The organism is Mycobacterium lacus, assembly GCF_010731535.1.
GTDB lineage: Bacteria > Actinomycetota > Actinomycetes > Mycobacteriales > Mycobacteriaceae > Mycobacterium > Mycobacterium lacus.
In genome coordinates, this window is the sequence record NZ_AP022581.1 from 4770547 (window position 1) to 4787411 (window position 16865).

Annotated in this window: 16 protein-coding genes, 1 tRNA gene and 3 pseudogenes; 13 read left to right on the forward strand and 7 right to left on the reverse strand. The window is 67.6% G+C overall.

The features are described 5' to 3' along the window. Positions 1 to 156 precede the first annotated feature (156 nt). Complete coding sequence (locus tag G6N24_RS22005; RefSeq protein WP_163745602.1) at positions 157 to 2037, forward strand: alkyl/aryl-sulfatase; 1881 nt, start codon at positions 157 to 159, stop codon at positions 2035 to 2037. 142 nt (positions 2038 to 2179) lie between these two features. Then, a pseudogene (locus tag G6N24_RS22010) lies at positions 2180 to 3492 on the forward strand (ISL3 family transposase). Positions 3493 to 3824: 332 nt separating this feature from the next. Here G6N24_RS22010 and G6N24_RS22015 read toward each other — a convergent pair. The 4 genes from G6N24_RS22015 to G6N24_RS22030 form a co-directional block, all read right to left on the reverse strand. Further along, positions 3825 to 4445 carry a TetR/AcrR family transcriptional regulator gene (locus G6N24_RS22015; protein WP_085163076.1) on the reverse strand — a complete coding sequence of 207 codons (621 nt, stop codon included), beginning with the start codon at positions 4443 to 4445 and terminating at the stop codon, positions 3825 to 3827. Further along, a complete protein-coding gene (locus tag G6N24_RS22020) occupies positions 4426 to 5709 on the reverse strand; it encodes an acyl-CoA dehydrogenase family protein (RefSeq protein ID WP_085163075.1) in 1284 nt (427 codons plus the stop codon). Before G6N24_RS22020 ends, G6N24_RS22015 begins: the two co-directional genes overlap by 20 nt. 69 nt (positions 5710 to 5778) lie before the next feature. Further along, positions 5779 to 6543, reverse strand: coding sequence for an SDR family NAD(P)-dependent oxidoreductase (locus tag G6N24_RS22025; protein WP_085163074.1), 765 nt, complete (start codon positions 6541 to 6543; stop codon positions 5779 to 5781). 1 nt (position 6544) lies between these two features. Then, positions 6545 to 7576: a phosphotransferase family protein gene (locus G6N24_RS22030; protein ID WP_372514553.1), complete on the reverse strand. Its 1032-nt coding sequence runs from the start codon at positions 7574 to 7576 to the stop codon at positions 6545 to 6547. 78 nt (positions 7577 to 7654) lie between these two features. Between G6N24_RS22030 and G6N24_RS22035 the strand changes: the two genes are divergently transcribed. Continuing rightward, a complete protein-coding gene (locus tag G6N24_RS22035; protein ID WP_085163072.1) occupies positions 7655 to 8260 on the forward strand; it encodes a histidine phosphatase family protein in 606 nt (201 codons plus the stop codon). Positions 8261 to 8366: 106 nt separating this feature from the next. Continuing rightward, complete coding sequence (locus G6N24_RS22040) at positions 8367 to 9419, forward strand: phosphotransferase family protein (protein ID WP_085163071.1); 1053 nt, start codon at positions 8367 to 8369, stop codon at positions 9417 to 9419. A gap of 94 nt (positions 9420 to 9513) precedes the next feature. On the opposite strand, the gene G6N24_RS22045 is transcribed toward G6N24_RS22040, so the two are convergent. Then, positions 9514 to 9849 (reverse strand): LapA family protein, encoded by a 336-nt coding sequence (locus G6N24_RS22045; RefSeq protein ID WP_085163070.1) that lies wholly within the window; start codon positions 9847 to 9849, stop codon positions 9514 to 9516. 111 nt (positions 9850 to 9960) lie between these two features. On the opposite strand from G6N24_RS22045, the gene G6N24_RS22050 reads away from it, so the two are divergent. Genes G6N24_RS22050 through G6N24_RS22070 form a run of 5 tightly spaced genes read left to right on the forward strand, consistent with a single transcriptional unit; the run spans position 9961 to position 14032 of the window. Next, positions 9961 to 10908 (forward strand): ABC transporter substrate-binding protein, encoded by a 948-nt coding sequence (locus tag G6N24_RS22050; RefSeq protein WP_085163069.1) that lies wholly within the window; start codon positions 9961 to 9963, stop codon positions 10906 to 10908. 8 nt (positions 10909 to 10916) lie between these two features. Continuing rightward, positions 10917 to 12041, forward strand: a complete 1125-nt coding sequence (locus G6N24_RS22055) for an ABC transporter ATP-binding protein (RefSeq protein WP_085163068.1) — start codon at positions 10917 to 10919, stop codon at positions 12039 to 12041. Next, complete coding sequence (locus G6N24_RS22060) at positions 12026 to 12715, forward strand: ABC transporter permease (protein WP_085163067.1); 690 nt, start codon at positions 12026 to 12028, stop codon at positions 12713 to 12715. Before G6N24_RS22055 ends, G6N24_RS22060 begins: the two co-directional genes overlap by 16 nt. Continuing rightward, entirely contained in the window at positions 12712 to 13428 is a 717-nt protein-coding gene (locus tag G6N24_RS22065) for an ABC transporter permease (RefSeq protein WP_085163066.1), read from the forward strand. The genes G6N24_RS22060 and G6N24_RS22065 overlap by 4 nt, the downstream gene beginning before the upstream one ends. A 4-nt stretch (positions 13429 to 13432) precedes the next feature. After that, positions 13433 to 14032: a putative glycolipid-binding domain-containing protein gene (locus G6N24_RS22070; protein ID WP_139822643.1), complete on the forward strand. Its 600-nt coding sequence runs from the start codon at positions 13433 to 13435 to the stop codon at positions 14030 to 14032. Here the strand turns inward: G6N24_RS22070 and G6N24_RS22075 are convergent. Further along, positions 13995 to 14939 carry a prephenate dehydrogenase gene (locus G6N24_RS22075; RefSeq protein ID WP_232070840.1) on the reverse strand — a complete coding sequence of 315 codons (945 nt, stop codon included), beginning with the start codon at positions 14937 to 14939 and terminating at the stop codon, positions 13995 to 13997. The genes G6N24_RS22070 and G6N24_RS22075 overlap by 38 nt on opposite strands. 129 nt (positions 14940 to 15068) lie before the next feature. Between G6N24_RS22075 and G6N24_RS22080 the strand changes: the two genes are divergently transcribed. Then, positions 15069 to 15590: a tRNA adenosine deaminase-associated protein gene (locus G6N24_RS22080; protein ID WP_085163063.1), complete on the forward strand. Its 522-nt coding sequence runs from the start codon at positions 15069 to 15071 to the stop codon at positions 15588 to 15590. On the opposite strand, the pseudogene G6N24_RS25990 reads toward G6N24_RS22080, so the two are convergent. Then, positions 15543 to 15749: pseudogene (locus tag G6N24_RS25990) on the reverse strand (gamma-glutamyl-gamma-aminobutyrate hydrolase family protein); the annotation flags it as partial. The gene G6N24_RS22080 and the pseudogene G6N24_RS25990 overlap by 48 nt on opposite strands. Between G6N24_RS25990 and G6N24_RS22090 the strand changes: the two are divergent. From G6N24_RS22090 to G6N24_RS22100, 3 genes and pseudogenes are all read left to right on the forward strand, one after another. Further along, positions 15749 to 16204 carry a nucleoside deaminase gene (locus G6N24_RS22090; protein ID WP_085163077.1) on the forward strand — a complete coding sequence of 152 codons (456 nt, stop codon included), beginning with the start codon at positions 15749 to 15751 and terminating at the stop codon, positions 16202 to 16204. The pseudogene G6N24_RS25990 and the gene G6N24_RS22090 sit on opposite strands and share 1 nt — an antisense overlap. Before the next feature lie 29 nt (positions 16205 to 16233). Further along, positions 16234 to 16323: transfer RNA gene (locus tag G6N24_RS22095), tRNA-Ser, on the forward strand. A gap of 251 nt (positions 16324 to 16574) precedes the next feature. Continuing rightward, a pseudogene (locus G6N24_RS22100) lies at positions 16575 to 16862 on the forward strand (transposase); the annotation flags it as partial. Between the last annotated feature and the right edge of the window lie 3 nt (positions 16863 to 16865).

The window sequence follows — 16865 nt, forward strand, 5'->3', positions numbered from 1 at the left end:
GCGGTCCATCGGCTTTGAGGACCGCCTGGGCAGTATGCGGGTTAACTGGACCCGATATCTAGGGTCCGGAGAGATCTATTTCTCGTTTGTTAGCTGGTCGGTCGCCGGCACGGTGTTCCCGCATCTATCCCAGGCGGCTGCAATAATGGCAATGTATTGCCGGTGGACCACAAACCTCCGACCGCGGCCATCGAGACCGCGCATCGCGAACATTCGCTACCGCTGGATGACACAACGGATTTCGACAACGCTGATCGCGGATTCATTGCGGCCCTGTCCCCGTGCGTCGTCAAGGCCGACGACGGCCGCGTGGTGTGGGACAACGATGCGTACTCGTTCCTCGGTGGACAAGCGCCGACATCGGTGCATCCCAGCCTGTGGCGGCAATCGACCCTGGCCGCCAAACAAGGTCTTTACGAGGTCGTCCCGGGTATCTATCAAGTTCGCGGTTTGGATCTGTCGAACATCAGCTTCATCGAGGGCGACACGGGCGTCATCGTCATCGATCCATTGGTATCCACCGAGGTGGCGGCCGCGGCATTGGGCCTGTACCGCACCCACCGGGGCGGTGACCGCCGCGTCGTCGCGGTCATCTACACCCACAGCCATGTCGATCATTTCGGCGGTGTGCTGGGCGTCACCTCGCAGGCGGACGTCGACGCCGGCAAGGTGGCGGTGCTGGCGCCCGAAGGCTTCACCGAGCACGCGGTGCAGGAAAACGTCTACGCCGGCCCGGCGATGACGCGGCGCGCGACGTACATGTACGGCACCCTGCTGGCGCGCGGACCCCAAGAGCAGGTGGGTTGCGGGCTCGGCCAGACCCCGTCGACCGGTGAGGTGGCCATCATCGCGCCGACCGTCTCCATCAAGGCGACCGGTGAGAAGCACACCATCGACGGCGTGGAAATCGAGTTCCAGATGGCGCCCGGCACCGAGGCTCCCGCCGAGATGCACTTCTATGTCCCGCGGTTCCGCGCGCTGTGCATGGCCGAGAACGCCACCCATAACCTGCACAACCTGCTGACCCTGCGGGGCGCGCTGGTGCGCGACCCCAATGCCTGGGCGGGCTATCTGACCGAGGCGATCGACATCTTCGCCGGCCGTGCCGATGTGGTGTTCGCCTCCCACCACTGGCCGACCTGGGGGCACGACCAGATCGTCGAATACCTGTCGCTGCAACGGGACCTGTACGCGTACCTGCACGACCAGACGCTGCGGCTGCTCAACCAGGGCTATACCGGCGTCGAAATCGCCGAAATGTTCCAGCTGCCACCGGCGCTGGAGCGGGCCTGGCATACCCGCGGCTACTACGGGTCGGTCAGCCACAACGTGAAGGCGGTCTACCAGCGCTACATGGGCTGGTTCGACGGTAACCCGGCCCGGCTGTGGCCCCATCCCCCGGAGGCCCTCGCGCCGCGCTACGTCGAGGCGCTCGGCGGGATGGACCGGGTCGTCGAACTCGCTTCGGCGGCGTTCGATTCCGGTGACTTCCGCTGGGCGGCAACCCTGCTCGACCACGCGATGTTCACCGACAGCGACCACGCCACCGCCCGCGAGCTATACGCCGACACGCTCGAGCAGTTGGGCTACGGCGCCGAGAATGCCACGTGGCGCAACTTCTTCATGTGCGGGGCCGCAGAATTGCGGGACGGCAACATGGGTACCGCAGCTCAGGCCACCTCGCCGGCCTTGCTTTCCCAGCTGACACCGGAGCAGATCTTCGACGGCATCGCCATTCGGGTCAACGGCCCGCGCAGCTGGGACCTCGACATCACCGTCGACATCACGTTCGCCGACCTGGCGACCAACTACCGGCTCACGTTGCGCAACGGAGTGCTGGTTCATCGCAAGGTTTCCGCCGATCCGGCGACGGCGACCGCTACGGTCAAGCTGGACACCAAGTTTCGGCTGCTGCTCGCGGCGAGCGGCGATCTCAGCTCGCCCGGGCTTCAAGTGTCCGGTGATCAGACGGCGTTGCAGTCGCTGCTGGGTGCACTCGATGAGCCGGATCCGAACTTCAACATCGTCACGCCCTAGTGCCGCGAGAAGACGCAAAAGCCCCAAAATGGGCTCTTCTGACAGTTCCGTGGGTGGATAGCAGCGAAGTAGGGGCGCACGCCGTTGTGGCTTAAGGTTTCTGGCTTGTGAAGGGTCCGAAACCAAAGGAGCCAGCAACGACGTGCGCAATGTGAGGCTATGGCGTGCGCTGCTTGGTGTCGACCGCCGCACGGTAATCGAGGACATCGAGTTCGCTGAAGACGGCGATGGCGCGGAGTTGGTGGTGGCGCGGGTGCGCTCGCGCAGCGGTATGTCGGGCCGCTGTGGCCGCTGTCAACGCAAGGCGCCCTGGTATGACCGGGGTGAGGGACCGCGGCGGTGGCGGGGCTTGGACTTGGGCACGATCCGGGTGTTTTTTGGAGGCCGAGGCGCCGCGGGTGAATTGCCCCGCCCATGGGCCGACCGTGGTGATGGTGCCGTGGGCGCGTCACCATGCTGGACACACGTTTGCCTTTGATGACACGGTGGCCTGGCTGGCGGTGGCCTGCTCGAAAACCGCGGTGTGCGAACTGATGCGAATCGCCTGGCGCACCGTGGGGGGCAGTCGTGGCCCGGGTGTGGGCCGACACCGAAAAGACCGTCGATCGGTTCGCCAATCTGCGTCGTATCGGCATTGACGAGATTGCCTACAAACGCCACCACAAGTATTTGACGGTGGTGGTCGACCACGACAGCGGCCACCTGATCTGGGCCGCGCCCGGACGCGACACCGCCACCCTGCGGCGCTTCTTCGACGCGCTGGGTGCCGACCGGGCCGCGCAGATCACCCATGTGTCCGCCGATGCGGCGGACTGGATCGCCGACGTCGTCGCCGAGCGTTGCCCGGCCGCGATCCGTTGCGCCGATCCGTTTCACGTGGTGGCCTGGGCCACCGAGGCCCTGGACGCCGAGCGGCGCCGGGCCTGGAATGACGCGCGGACGCTGGCGCGTACCGAGGCCAAATGGGGCCGTGGCCGGCCCGCCAAGAACACCGCGCCGCGGCCGGGTCATGAGCGGGCACGGCGGCTCAAGGGTGCCCGCTATGCGCTGTGGAAAAACCCCGAAGACCTCAGCGAACGTCAAACCGCCAAACTGGCCTGGATCGCCAAGACCGATCCCCGGCTATACCGTGCCTATCTGCTCAAAGAGGGCCTACGGCACGTGTTTTCGGTCAAGGGCGAGGAAGGCAAACAGGCCCTGGACCGGTGGATCTCCTGGGCGCGGCGCTGCCGCATCCCGGTATTCGTCGAGCTGGCCGGCCGCATCGTGCGCCACCGCCAGGCCATCGACGCCGCCCTCGACCACGGCCTGTCCCAGGGACTGATCGAATCCACCAACACCAAAATCCGGGTCCTGACCCGCGTCGCGTTCGGGTTTCACAACCCCGCCGCACTGATCGCGCTGGCCATGCTCGCCCTCGGCGGCCACCGCCCCACACTGCCCGGCCGCGGCTAACACCCCACCAGGGCACCCCTGGCGGGCCCCTTCCGCAGCGTCGCCGATTCTGCGCCACCCGCGCGTCGGTGTCCATGTCGTTCCGCCTCGCTGCGCTCGGGGGGCTCCACATGGACACCTCCCACGCAGGCAGCGCCAACGAGCAACTATCGCGGAAGGGAGCAAGAAGAAACTTCCAACCCATCAACCCACGGATAGGTCAGGAGCACCCCAAAATGAGCGATTTTGGGGGCTTTTGCGTCTTCTCGGCGTACTAGAGCGCCACGGGCTCGGGACATCGCAGATCTCCAGGTTCTCGGGCGGACTATAGGAGGGGCAGACGACCGCACCCATCAGCCGGCCCCCAGACCGCGCAGGCAGAACCGCACCAGGTGCTCGATGTCCGCGGGGCCGGGACGGTCGGCGGAGCCGACGTACCGTCGCATGGCGGCGGCCGTGCAGCCGAACACGGCCTCGACATCGCGGTCGAGGTCGGCGCTGCCCAGCGCGGTGACCGGCTCGATCAGCAAGTCGCGCAGCGGTCGCATCATTTCCTGGTCGGCCGCGCGCCAATGCATGCTGGCCGCCATCTGGCCGGCCGCCGCCCGGCTCATGCTGATCAGGTGCGGGTCGGCGACCTGCGCCAGGGTGCCCTCGATCCAGCGCGCGACCTTGTCCTGCGGCCTGGATTCCTTGGCCATTTGATGCTGCAGGTAGGACACGACGATGCCCACCCCGCGTTCCATGACGGCCAGGATGAGATCGTCCTTGCCGGCGAAGTACCGGTAGAACGCCTTGTTCGACGAGCCGGCCTCGGCGACGATGTCGCTGACCCGGGGCGCTTCGGGTGCGACCCGCTCCATGACCCGCACCGCGGCGGCCAGGATGCGTTCCACCTCCTCGGTGGCCTCTCGCTGACGGTCGTCGAGTGCGCGTTCGACGGCGGCGGCGACCCTATTGGTCAACGAGGTCACCGTACTTGGCAAGGGCGGCCTCGCGGCGGATGCTGAGCAATTCGCTGGGCCACTCCGGGTCTTCGGCCTCGTAGTTCTTGAGCAGCAAGCGGGCCAGGTTGACCTTGTGCGCTTCGGTGGGTCCGTCGGCCAGCCCGAGCGCCACGCCCCCGAGCAGCACGTTGACCAGCGGCAGCTGGTCGGTGGTGCCCAGCGCGCCGTGCACCTGGATCGCCCGCAGCCCAATCGATTTGAGCACCTGCGACGCCAGGATCTTGCAGGCGGCGATCTCGGCGCGAGCCGCATGTTCCCCAACGGTGTCGATCAGCCAGGCGGCGTGCAGGACCGCCAGCCGGAACGGCATCAGCTCGGTGTAGGAGTCCGCGATGAACTGTTGTACCAACTGTTTGTCGGCCAGCGAACTGCCTTGGGTGGAACGGCTTTTCGCTCGCCGGGACATCATGTCGACGGCGCGTTGCGCGACCCCGATCGACCGCATCGCATGATGCAACCGCCCGCCGGCCAGCCGAGCCTGCAGGATCATGAAGCCCTGGCCGGGTTCGCCGAGCAGCGCGTCCGATCCCACCCGCACCGCGTCGTAGCGCACCAGGGAATGTCCGGGTTCGTGGGCGGCCGCGCCGACCAGGTGGTAGTTGGCTTCGATGGTTAGGCCCTCGGTGCCCGCCGGCACCAGGAAGGTCGAGGCGCCGCGATGGACGGGCACATCCGGATCGGTGATCGCGACGACGATGAAAAATGAGGCGACGGAGGCGTTGGAGGAGACGAACTTTCGCCCGGTGATCACCCAATCGTCGCCGTCGCTAACGGCGCGGGTGGTGAAGACGCGGGGATCGGCGCCGCCCTGCGGCTCGGTCATCGAGAAGCAGGAGAAGATCTCGCCGGACAGCAGCCCCGCCAGATAGCGGTCCTTTTGATCCTGGGTGCCGAAGCGGGCGAGGATCTCCGCGTTGCCGGTGTCGGGCGCCTGCGTGCCGAACACGATGGGCGCCCACGGGCTGCGGCCCAGGATCTCGTTGATCAACGTCAGCTTGACCGCGCCGAAGCCCTGCCCGCCGAGTTCGGGGCCCAAATGCGGTGCCCACAAGCCGTTGTCGCGAACTCGTTGCTTGAGCGGATCGACGATGCGGCGCCGCTCGGCATTCAGCGGCAGGAATTCGCAGCCGGGGAATAGCACTTCGAGCGGTTCCACCTCTTCGCGCACGAACTCCCGGATCCAGTCGAGCCTTTTCTCGAACTCCGGTTCGGTGGAGAAGTCCCAAGACATTCGAATGCTCCTGTCTCTCATTGGTGGCGGCCCGTTGGGCCCGGCTCCGCCGCGCTTGCGATCGCCACGTCAGGGGATTCCGCCGTCGGCCCGCAGGATTGAGCCGGTGGTGAAGCTGGACGCGTCAGACGCCAGAAACAATGCGGCGCCGACGATTTCGGACGGATTCCCGGCGCGTCGCAGCGAAAGGTGGCCGAACGGGTTCTGGGTCGCTTTATCAAGATTCCACGCCTTGCTGATGTCGGTCAGGAACGGCCCCGCCATTAGCGTGTTGACCCGCACGGCCGGCCCGAAGGCCTGCGCGAGCCCTTCGGTCATGGCGTTGAGCCCGGCCTTGGCCGCGGCGTAGGGAATGATGCCGCCGTTCGGACGCAGCGAACCCGTGGAGCTGACATTGATGATGGACCCACGTCCGGCGGCCATCATCCGCTCGCCCACCAACGCCGACAACCGGAACGGGCCCTTGAGGTTCAGGTTGACCACCGCGTCGAACAGCTTCTCGGTGACGTCGGTCAGCCTGTCGTAGAGCGGCGACATGCCCGCGTTGTTGATCAACGTGTCGACCTTGCCGAACCGGTCGTAGGTCGCCTCGACCAAGCCGTCGAGCTGATCCCAGCGCCCCACGTGCACCTGATAGGCCATGGCGGAGCGGCCCGTCTCGGCCGCGATCTCGGCGGCGGTGGCCACGCAGTTGTCCATGTCGCGGCTGGCGATCACCACGTCGGCTCCGCATCGGGCCGCGCCAAAAGCCATTTCACGCCCCAGTCCGCGGCTGCCGCCGGTGATCAGCACCACCCGGTCGGTGAGGTCGAAAAGCTGGTCCGCATAACCCATTTCAGCGCCCCCTGGTCGGCCTGGTCCGGGCGAGCTCGGCCGCGGTGGCAATGAGCCGCGGGATCATCGACCCGAGCGCCTCGGTGATCTTGGGATCGACCCTGCCGGTCCTCACCGCGGCCGCATACGTCTTCTCCAGCACGATTCCGAGCTTCCAGTTGGCCAGCACCAGGTAGTAGTCGATGTTCTCGGTGGAAAGCCCGCTGACCTTCTCGTAGTGCTCGAGCAATTCGCCGCGCGGCGGCATGCCGCGCATGTCCAGGTAGAACCCGTCGTCGCGGGGCCGTTCGCCGTCATACCCCAGCAGCGCCCACGCCAGATCCAGCAGCGGATCGCCGACGGTGGTCATCTCCCAGTCCACGATCGCGGCCAGCCGGGCCGGCGCCCCGTGCGTGAACATCACGTTGGCGAACTGGTAGTCGCCGTGCATGATGCCCGGCGTGTAATGCGCGGGCCGGTTGCGGCGCAACCAATCCGAGGCCTCGTCCAGGCCGGGCAGCTCGCGCACCCGGTAGGCGCCGAGAAACGTCAGCCAGCGATCGACCTGTCGCTCGTGAAAGCCGTCCGGGCGGCCAAACCCTTCGAGACCTCGGGCGCGCCAATCCACCCGGCCCAGCCTGGCGGCACCGTCGACCAACTCGAACGCCAGACCGCGCCGCGCGCCCAGGTCGGTGTCGAAGGGCGCCCGCCACCCCCCGTCCATCGGGCTCCACCCGTCGATCGCCGCCATCACGTAGAACGGCGCGCCGAGCACGGTGCCGGTCTCGTCGGCCGCGATCAGCCCGGCATGGGGCACGTCGGTGCCCGCCAGTGCCCGGACGAGCCGGATCTCCCGCAGCAACCCGTCGATGCGGGCCGCGTCCGCACGGGCGCCCGGCATCCGCAGCACCATGCGATGATCGCCCCGTCGCACCAGGTAGAGGGTGTTCTGTGAGCCGCCGGTCAGTCGTTCCAGCGCCGGTTCCACGCCGGTGCCCGGCGCGTCATTGGCGTCCAGCCAACGACCAAGACCCACCGCGTCCACCGTGTGCACACCCAACTCTCTGTGCAGAGAATAGCATTCTCCATCTGGGCGAGGGAGGACGCGAACGCTGCGTGCGAGGCTAGAAACATGCAACTGCTTCTGGTCCGGCATGCGTTGCCGCTGCGCAGCGAACACGGCGAGGGCTCTGACCCTGACCTGTCGGATGCCGGGCTGGCGCAGGTCGCGCGGCTGCCCGAGGCGCTTGCCCGGTTTCCCATATCGCGCGTGGTGAGCAGCCCGCAGCGCCGCGCCCTTCAGACCGCCGAACCGGTCGCGGCGGTACGCCAGCTGGCCGTTGAAATCGACGAGCGGTTCGCCGAGTACGACCGCGACCTTCCGGCGTACATCCCCGTCGAGCACATCCGCGAGGAATTTCCCCAGGAATGGGCGCGCCTGGCGCGGGGCCATCTGCCCAGCGCGGTCGACGAAGACGCCTTTCGCGCCCGTGTTCGCGCGGCGGTCGGCGATATCGTGGCGGCGGCCCAGCCCGACGAGACGGTTGCGGCGTTCAGCCACGGTGGGGTGATCAACGTGGTGTTGCACGAGATTCTCGGCACCGCCCGGGTGCTGTCCTTCCCGATCGACTACGCGTCGGTGACCCGGCTGTTGTTCTCCCGCTCCGGGCAAGCGACGGTCGCGACCGTCAACTCGACCGAACATGTGTGGGACCTGCTGCCCCGAAATCAGCGGTAACTCGGCGACCCAGAACGTTCGAGCAGGCCGTGAAGCATCCTAAGGTGGGCTGTGCCACCCGCATGCGGGGGAAAGCCGGGCCAATCAGCGGTGGTAGACATATCCGGTGACCTCGGCTGACCGACTGAACGGGCTCGATCTGCCCGCGCTGGACCGGTACTTGCGTTCGCACGGCATCGAGCGCGACGGCGAGTTGCGGGCCGAGCTGATCTCCGGTGGCCGCTCGAATCTGACGTTCCGGGTCCACGACGACACGACGAGCTGGCTGGTGCGTCGTCCGCCGCTGCACGGCCTGACCCCGTCGGCACACGACATGGCCCGCGAGTACAAGGTGGTCGCCGCCTTGCAGGACACCCCGGTTCCGGTGGCGCGCACGATCGCCCTGTGCGAAGACGACACGGTGCTCGGCGCGCCGTTTCAGATCGTCGAATTCGTTGTCGGGCAAGTGGTGCGCCGACGTGCCGAACTCGAAGCGCTCGGCGACCACTCCGTCATCGAAGGCTGTGTCAACGCGCTGATCCAGGTGCTCGTCGACTTGCACGGCGTGGACCCAAACGCCGTCGGGCTGAGCGATTTCGGCAAGTCCGACGGCTACCTGGAGCGCCAGGTGCGCCGATGGGGTTCGCAATGGGACCTGGTGCGACTGCCCGATGATCGCCGCGACTCCGACGTCGCGCGGCTGCATTCGGCCCTGCGGCAATCCATTCCGCCGCAGAGCCGCACCTCGATCGTGCACGGGGACTATCGGATCGACAACACCATCCTGGACGCACGCGACCCGACGCGGGTTCGGGCGGTCGTGGACTGGGAGCTTTCGACGCTGGGGGACCCGCTGTCCGACGCGGCCCTGATGTGCGTGTACCGCGACCCCGCCCTGGACCTGATCGTCAACGCGCAGGCCGCCTGGACGTCGCCACTGCTGCCGACGGCCGACGAGCTGGCAGACCGGTATTCACTGGTCTCCGGTCAGCCGCTGGGGCATTGGGAGTTCTACATGGCGCTGGCCTACTTCAAGCTCGCGATCATCGCCGCCGGGATCGACTTCCGCCGCCGGATGTCCGAGCACGCCGCCGGGAAGGAGGAAACGTACGACGTACCCGAAGTGGTGGCGCCATTGATTGCCCGCGGGCTGGCGGAAATTGCCACGCCGAGCCGCTAGCTCGATCGAGCCTGCGCCGACGGCATCGATCCTGCGCTGGCGGCCACTCCACGGGCAATCTCTGCGCCCTGCACGCAGACTCGATGGTGATGGGCTATCGCAGGGATGCGGCGTGCTTCTTGGCCGCTCGGCGCAGCTGAACGATCCGTGCGGTGCCGACGGCGACCGTGAGCAGCCCGCCGCCCACCGCCGCCAGCAATATGGCCACACCCAGCGGCAGGCTCCAGCGCCAGCCGAAGAACGCGAACGGCGTGGACGCGGTGTTCTGCGCGATGAAGATCAGCAGCAGGATCAGGATCAGGAAGCCGGCAATCAACGACGACCACAGCGCGCCGGCGCGGGTGAACTTGGCCGTCGGGTCCTTGGTTGTCGGACGGGGTCGGGGCGCCGGGGGCGGCCGATCAGGCGAGCCAGAGGGAGTGCTGGTCATGGTGCCATCTTCGTCTCATCCGGCACGGAATGAAACCAAACCAGGCGCAGAAACACCGAATGCGTCAGGCCGCGGCGGCGCCGCACAGTATCCGACACTAGTGTCAGCGACATGAACATGCTGCGGCGCGCGCGTCGCACGACACTCGTCGCGGTGGCGGGGCTGCTGACGGTGTGTCTGGTCGCGGCGTGCGGCAGTCCCGATCCGCTCGGGGCGGCGACCGGCAACGTGAAATCCATCGTGGTGGGGTCTGGGGACTTCCCGGAATCCGAGATCGTCGCCGAAATCTACGCACAAGCATTGCAGGCCAACGGCTTTGACATCGGTCGGCGGATGGGAATCGGCAGCCGCGAGACGTATATCCCGGCGCTCAAAGACCACTCCATCGACCTGGTGCCGGAATATATCGGCAACCTGCTGCTCTACTTCCAGCCCGATTCCCCGGTGACCATGCTCGACGCCGTCGAGCTGGAGCTGTACAAGCGGCTGCCCGGCGACCTGTCGATCCTGACGCCGTCGCCTGCCTCTGACACCGACACCGTCACCGTCACCAACGCGACCGCCACCGCGTGGAACCTGAAAACGATCGCTGACCTCGCGGCCCATTCCGCGGATGTGAAGTTCGCGGCGCCGTCGGCGTTCCAGACGCGGCCGGCCGGGTTGCCCGGGCTGCGACAGAAGTACGCACTCGACATCCGCCCGGGCAATTTCATGACCATCAACGACGGCGGCGGCGCCGTGACCATCCGGGCGCTGGTGGACGGAACGGCCACTGCCGCCAACATCTTCAGCACGTCCCCGGGTATCCCGCAAAACCACCTGGTGGTGCTCGAGGATCCGGAGCACAACTTCCTGGCCGGCAACATTGTGCCGCTGGTGAATTCGCAGAAAAAGTCGGATCGCCTCAAAGATGTCCTGGACGCGGTATCGGCGAAGCTGACCACGGCGGGTTTGGCCGAACTCAATGCCGCGGTGTCGGGTAATTCCGGAGTAGATCCCGACCAGGCGGCACGGAAATGGGTGCACGCCAACGGTTTCGACCACCCGATCCGGGGGTAGCAACCAGGATGATCAGTTTCGACACGGTCACCAAGGTGTTCGCCGACGGCACCACCGCCGTGGACCGGTTGAGCCTGGAAGTCCCCAACGGCATGCTGACCGTCTTTCTCGGTCCGTCGGGCTGCGGAAAGACCACCGCGCTGCGGATGATCAACCGGATGGTCGAGCCGACGTCGGGCACCATCGCCGTGGACGGCACCGACGTAGCAGGCGTCGACCCGGTGAAGCTGCGCCTTGGAATTGGTTACGTCATCCAGCACGCGGGTTTGATGCCCCATCAACGGGTGATCGACAACGTCGCGACGGTGCCGGTGCTCAAAGGTCAGTCCCGCCGCGCCGCCCGCAAAGCGGCCTACCAGGTACTCGAACGCGTCGGACTGAACCCGAGGGTCGCCACCCGCTACCCTGCGCAGCTCTCCGGCGGCGAACAGCAGCGCGTGGGCGTGGCTCGAGCACTCGCGGCCAACCCGCCGATCCTATTGATGGACGAGCCGTTCTCCGCCGTCGACCCCGTGGTCCGCCACGATCTGCAGAACGAAATACTGCGTCTGCAAGGCGAATTGCACAAGACCATCGTCTTCGTCACGCACGATATCGACGAGGCGTTCAAGCTCGCCGACTTGGTGGCGGTGTTCGCGCCGGGCGGTGCGCTGCAGCAGTACGACCGCACGGCGCAGCTGTTGTCGAATCCGGCCAACGAGTTCGTGTCGATGTTCATCGGCGCCGGCCGCGGTTATCGCTGGCTGCAGTTGTTCGACGCGGCGGGCCTGGCCGTGCACGACATCGAGCAGGTCTCCGCGAACCGCCTCGGGGATGCGCAGCTTGCGGACGGCTGGGCGCTGGTGGTCAACGACGACAACGCGCCGCTGGGTTGGATCGACGCCGACGGCTTGCGGCGCCACCGCAGCGGCGCGCCGTTGTCCGAGAGCATGACCGTCGTCGGTTCGGTGTTCCGACCGAACGGCAACCTCAGCCAGGCGTTGGACGCCGCCCTGTCGTCGCCGTCGGCGGTGGGTGTTGCCGTCGACGGCGGGGGCAAAGTGATCGGTGGGGTGCGGGCCGCCGACGTGCTGGCCGCGTTCCAAGAAGGCAAGAAGACCGACGGTGGGGGGCAGGCATGCACTACCTGCTGACCCACCTCGACGCCGCCTGGGCGCTGACCGTTGTCCACCTGCGGCTGTCCTTGCTCCCGGTGCTGTTCGGACTGGCGATCGCGGTGCCACTGGGCGTGCTGGTGCAGCGCGCACCGATGCTGCGCCGACTAACGACGGCGACCGCCAGCGTCGTGTTCACGATCCCGTCGCTGGCGCTGTTCGTGGTCCTGCCGCTGATCATCAGGACCCGGATCCTCGATGAGGCCAACGTCATGGTTGCGCTGACCGCCTATACCACGGCGTTGCTGGTTCGGGCCGTCCTCGAGGCGCTGGACGCGGTGCCTGCGCAGGTGCGTGACGCGGCCACCGCGGTCGGCTATTCGACGATCGCCCGGATAATGAAAGTCGAACTGCCGCTGTGCATCCCGGTGCTGGTCGCCGGATTGCGGGTGGTCGTGGTGACCAACATAGCGATGGTGTCGGTGGGTTCGGTGATCGGCATCGGCGGCCTGGGCACCTGGTTCACCGCGGGATACCAAACCAACAAGAGCGACCAGATCGTCGCCGGGATCATCGCGATGTTCCTGCTGGGCATTGGCGTCGACATGCTGGTCAACCTGGCCGGCTGGCTGGTCACGCCGTGGGAGCACGCGGACCGTAGCGGCCGTCGGCGGCGCCGGGTGGCCGCACCGATGGCGGGGGGTGCGCGATGAGCTTCATCGAGCAGGCGCTGTCCTACCTATTTACTGCCAGCAACTGGATCGGCCCCGTCGGCCTGGCGGCGCGCACGTTGGAGCATCTGGAATACACCGCGGTGGCGGTGGCGGCGGCGGCGCTGGTCGCCGTGCCGGTCGGGCTGCTCATCGGGCACACCGGCCGCGGCACGCTGCTGGTGGTGGGCACGGTCAACGGGTTGCGCTCGCTTCCCACGCTGGGAGTGCTGCTGCTGGGCGTGCTGCTGTTCGGGCTCGGCGCGGGACCGCCGCTGGTTGCCCTCATGCTGCTGGGTATTCCGTCGCTGCTGGCCGGCGCCTACGCCGGAATTGCCAGCGTCGACCCGCTGGTGGTCGACGCCGCCCGCGCGATGGGCATGACCGAGTCCCAGGTGCTGCTGCGCGCCGAGGTTCCCAATGCACTGCCCCTCATCCTGGGCGGCCTACGCAGCGCGACCCTACAGGTGGTCGCCACCGCGACGGTGGCGGCCTACGCCAGCCTTGGCGGGCTGGGCCGCTACTTGATCGACGGGATCAAGGAACGCCAATTCCACATCGCCCTCGTTGGTGCTCTGATGGTGGCCGCGCTGGCGCTGATCCTCGATGGCCTGCTGGCGCTGGCAGTATGGGCGTCGGTGCCGGGCACCGGTCGGGTGCGCAAGCCCACAGTTGCGGACAAGGCTGCCGCGGCCGGTGGACACGTTTTACGGTAGGGGTGTGAACGCAGCCCCTTCCGACTCGACGCCGTCCGCCTGGCCGGCGATGTTGACCTGGCGCGCACAGGACGTCTCCCGCATGGAATCGGTGCGAGTGCAGTTGTCCCGCAAGCGAATCAGGGCCACCGGACGCATCGTGGCCGCGGCCACCGCAACCAACCCGGCGTTCGGTGCGTTCTACGAACTGCAGACCGACGAGACCGGCGCCACCAAGCGGTTCGGGCTGACGGTCACGCTGGCCGAGCGGGAACGCCAGCTTGCGATTGCTCGCGACGAGGAGAACATGTGGTTGATCACCGACCATCAGGGGGAGCGGCGCGCGGGATTCAACGGCGCTCTCGACGTCGATGTGGTGTTCAGCCCGTTCTTCAACGCGCTGCCGATCCGTCGCCTCGGGTTACACGAACGGACGGAATCGATTACGTTGCCGATGGTCTATGTGAACGTGCCGGAGATGTCGGTGACCGCGGCCACCGTCAGCTACACCAGCAGCGGAGGCCTCGAGGGAATCAAGTTGCGTTCGCCGGTCGCCGACACCGTCGTGACCGTGGACGCCGACGGGTTCATCGTGGACTATCCAGGGTTGGCAGAGCGGATCTGATCACCCCACCCGCCCGGCCGGCGGCGGCCAGTTCCTCACGCCACTTCTCGGTGCCGATGACGACGGTGACGATGTCGGAGCGCGGGAAACTGTCGTAGCGCGTGCGCGCGGCGTGGCCGGCTTCGATGAGGTCGGCCACCGAGTTGTGGCAGGACAGCGAGTCGCGGGCACGGCTGAGCAGTTCGATGACCCGGTCGGCTGCCGGCAGCAGTTGGCGGGAATTGCCTTCACACATCGCCCGCACCAGATCCGGCGCGGTGCCCGCCACCCGGGTGGCGTCGCGGAATGACCCGGCGGCCAGCGCGAAGGCCAGGGGGACCTCCGAGGCGGTGACGGCCAGCGCCTCGGCGAGCAGGTGCGGCAGATGGGAGATCGCGGCCGCGGCGGCGTCGTGCTCGTCGGATTTGGCCGGCACCACGACGGCCCCGCAGTCCAGCGCCAGCGTCATCACCATCGACCACACCGTCGGGTCCACGTGGTCGTCCACGCTGATGACCCAGGGTGCCCTGGTGAACAAGCCCCCGTGGCCGGCCGCCCAGCCGGAATGCGCGGTGCCCGTCATCGGATGGCCGCCGACGAAACGTGCCAGCAGACCTGCCGCGGCGACCTCATGGAGCACCGCACTCTTGACGCTGGTGACGTCGGTCAGCGGGCAGTCGGGGGCCAGTGCGCGGATATGGTCGAGCATGTTCGGCAATGCGGGCATCGGAACGGCCAGCACGATCAACGCGTCTGTGTCGGCGGCGCGGGTCAGCGCGTCGGCGAGTTCGGTGGTGGCGTCGTATCCGTCGGTTCGCGCCGCTTGGGCGCCCTCCACCGACCGGTTGTAGCCGAAGACTTCACGGCCCGCCCCCGCCGTGGCCCGCATTATCGAACCGCCGATAAGTCCCAGCCCCAACACGCACACCGGCCTCGTCACCACAGTCCAAGGTTGGCACAGTTCAGTGGGCGGCGGGCCATCAAGTTCGCTTGCCGCACCGTGTTCGTCCCGGCCTCATCTGGTCACGGGCCTGGTCAGCGACTACCGTAGGCGCCCATGGGAGCACAACGGGCCTCCGCGCAAGGCCCGTCCGCGGACACACCGGACGGCTTCGGCGTTGCGGTCGTACGCGAAGAGGGCCAATGGCGCTGCTCGGCGATGGGACGCAAGGCGCTGACGAGCCTGGCGGCCGCCGAGACGGAGCTGCGCGAACTGCGCAGTGCCGGAGCCGTCTTTGGGCTCCTCGACATTGACGACGAGTTCTTCGTCATCGTGCGCCCGGCTCCGTCGGGCACCCGGCTGCTGTTGTCGGACGCCACCGCCGCGCTGGACTACGACATCGCCGCCGAGGTCCTGGACAGTCTGGACGCCGAGATCGATCCCGAAGACCTCGAGGACGCCGAGCCGTTCGAGGAAGGCGACCTCGGGTTGCTCTCCGACATCGGGCTGCCCGAAGCGGTGCTGGGGGTCATCCTGGACGAGACCGACCTGTACGCCGATGAGCAGTTGGGCCGCATCGCCCGGGAGATGGGTTTCGCCGACCAGCTGTCGGCGGTGATCGACCGCCTCGGTCGGTGATCGCGAGCGCGGCGACGCCGGGCGAAGCGGGTCGCCGCCGTCAGATTCCGTCGGTGATCGCGAGCGCGGCGACGCCGGGCGAAGCGGGTCGCCGCCGTCAGATTCCGTCGGTGATCGCGAGCGCGGCGACGCCGGGCGAAGCGGGTCGCCGCCGTCAGATCACCGACGAAGATCTGATCCGTACCGCCCTAGCGGTCGCCGGGACCGCCGGCCCCCGCGACGTGCCCGTCGGTGCGGTGATGATCGGCGCCGACGGAACCGAACTCGCCCGGGCCGTGAATGCCCGCGAGGCCCTCGGCGATCCCACCGCACACGCCGAGATCCTGGTGATGCGGGCCGCGGCCGGGGTGCTCGGCGACGGGTGGCGGCTGGAGGGGACCACGCTCGCGGTCACCGTCGAACCATGCACCATGTGCGCCGGCGCCCTGGTGCTGGCGCGCATCGCGCGGCTGGTGTTCGGCGCCTGGGAACCCAAGACCGGGGCGGTCGGGTCGCTGTGGGACGTGGTCCGGGACCGGCGGCTCAACCATCGCCCGGAGGTGCGCGGCGGGGTGCTCGCCGCGGAGTGCGCCGCGCCGCTGGAGGCCTTCTTCGCCCGCCAGCGGTTGGGGTGACGGGTCGCTCGTTCGGTAAGCTGCTTGACGGTGGCGTGTCCGAGCGGCCTAAGGAGCACGCCTCGAAAGCGTGTGACGGCTAACACCGTCCGAGGGTTCAAATCCCTCCGCCACCGCCAAGTGATGTCTCAAGACAGCGGAATATGTCCGAACCTCGTTTAGGGTTGGGGCTTTTCTTTGGGTGGCTGGTGGAGGCGTTTCGGGGTTGGTAGTCCCTTGTGGGGTCCATGGTTAGCTGTCGGATGGGTTCGCCGGTGGCGGGATCGCCCCTTGCCCGCTTGGAGTAGCGACTGGGACGGCTTTGCTCGCATCCGGGTGGTCATCGGCGACTTCAAGGATGAGCATCATCGGCGGCATCGTCATTCAGCCCTGGGCTTTCCTCGACGGCAGCCACTTCAAGTACCACGCCAATGCCTCGGCCGAGCCGGTGTTGGCCGCCTGGGGCATCGACACCGACGGCAAACCGGTGTTCGTCGGGCTAGATGCGGCCGCCAGCGAGTCTGGCGATGGCTGGGAGGGTTTCTTGACCGGGCTCGGCGGGCGGGGCCTGGCGTGTCCGCTGTTGGTGATCAGCGACGGCGCGGCCGGGTTGATCGGCGCGGTCGAGCGCACCATGGGCGCGGCGCTGCGGCAACGCTGCCTGATCCATCGCGCCAGAATT

Coding starts and splice junctions, on each gene's coding strand:
- G6N24_RS22045 (WP_085163070.1), bottom strand. CDS start 9,849: ATGACCAGCACTCCCTCTGGCTCGCCTGATCGGCCGCCCCCGGCGCCC.
- G6N24_RS22055 (WP_085163068.1), top strand. CDS start 10,917: ATGATCAGTTTCGACACGGTCACCAAGGTGTTCGCCGACGGCACCACC.
- G6N24_RS22065 (WP_085163066.1), top strand. CDS start 12,712: ATGAGCTTCATCGAGCAGGCGCTGTCCTACCTATTTACTGCCAGCAAC.
- G6N24_RS22020 (WP_085163075.1), bottom strand. CDS start 5,709: ATGTCTTGGGACTTCTCCACCGAACCGGAGTTCGAGAAAAGGCTCGAC.
- G6N24_RS22035 (WP_085163072.1), top strand. CDS start 7,655: ATGCAACTGCTTCTGGTCCGGCATGCGTTGCCGCTGCGCAGCGAACAC.
- G6N24_RS22060 (WP_085163067.1), top strand. CDS start 12,026: ATGCACTACCTGCTGACCCACCTCGACGCCGCCTGGGCGCTGACCGTT.
- G6N24_RS22025 (WP_085163074.1), bottom strand. CDS start 6,543: ATGGGTTATGCGGACCAGCTTTTCGACCTCACCGACCGGGTGGTGCTG.
- G6N24_RS22050 (WP_085163069.1), top strand. CDS start 9,961: ATGAACATGCTGCGGCGCGCGCGTCGCACGACACTCGTCGCGGTGGCG.
- G6N24_RS22080 (WP_085163063.1), top strand. CDS start 15,069: ATGGGAGCACAACGGGCCTCCGCGCAAGGCCCGTCCGCGGACACACCG.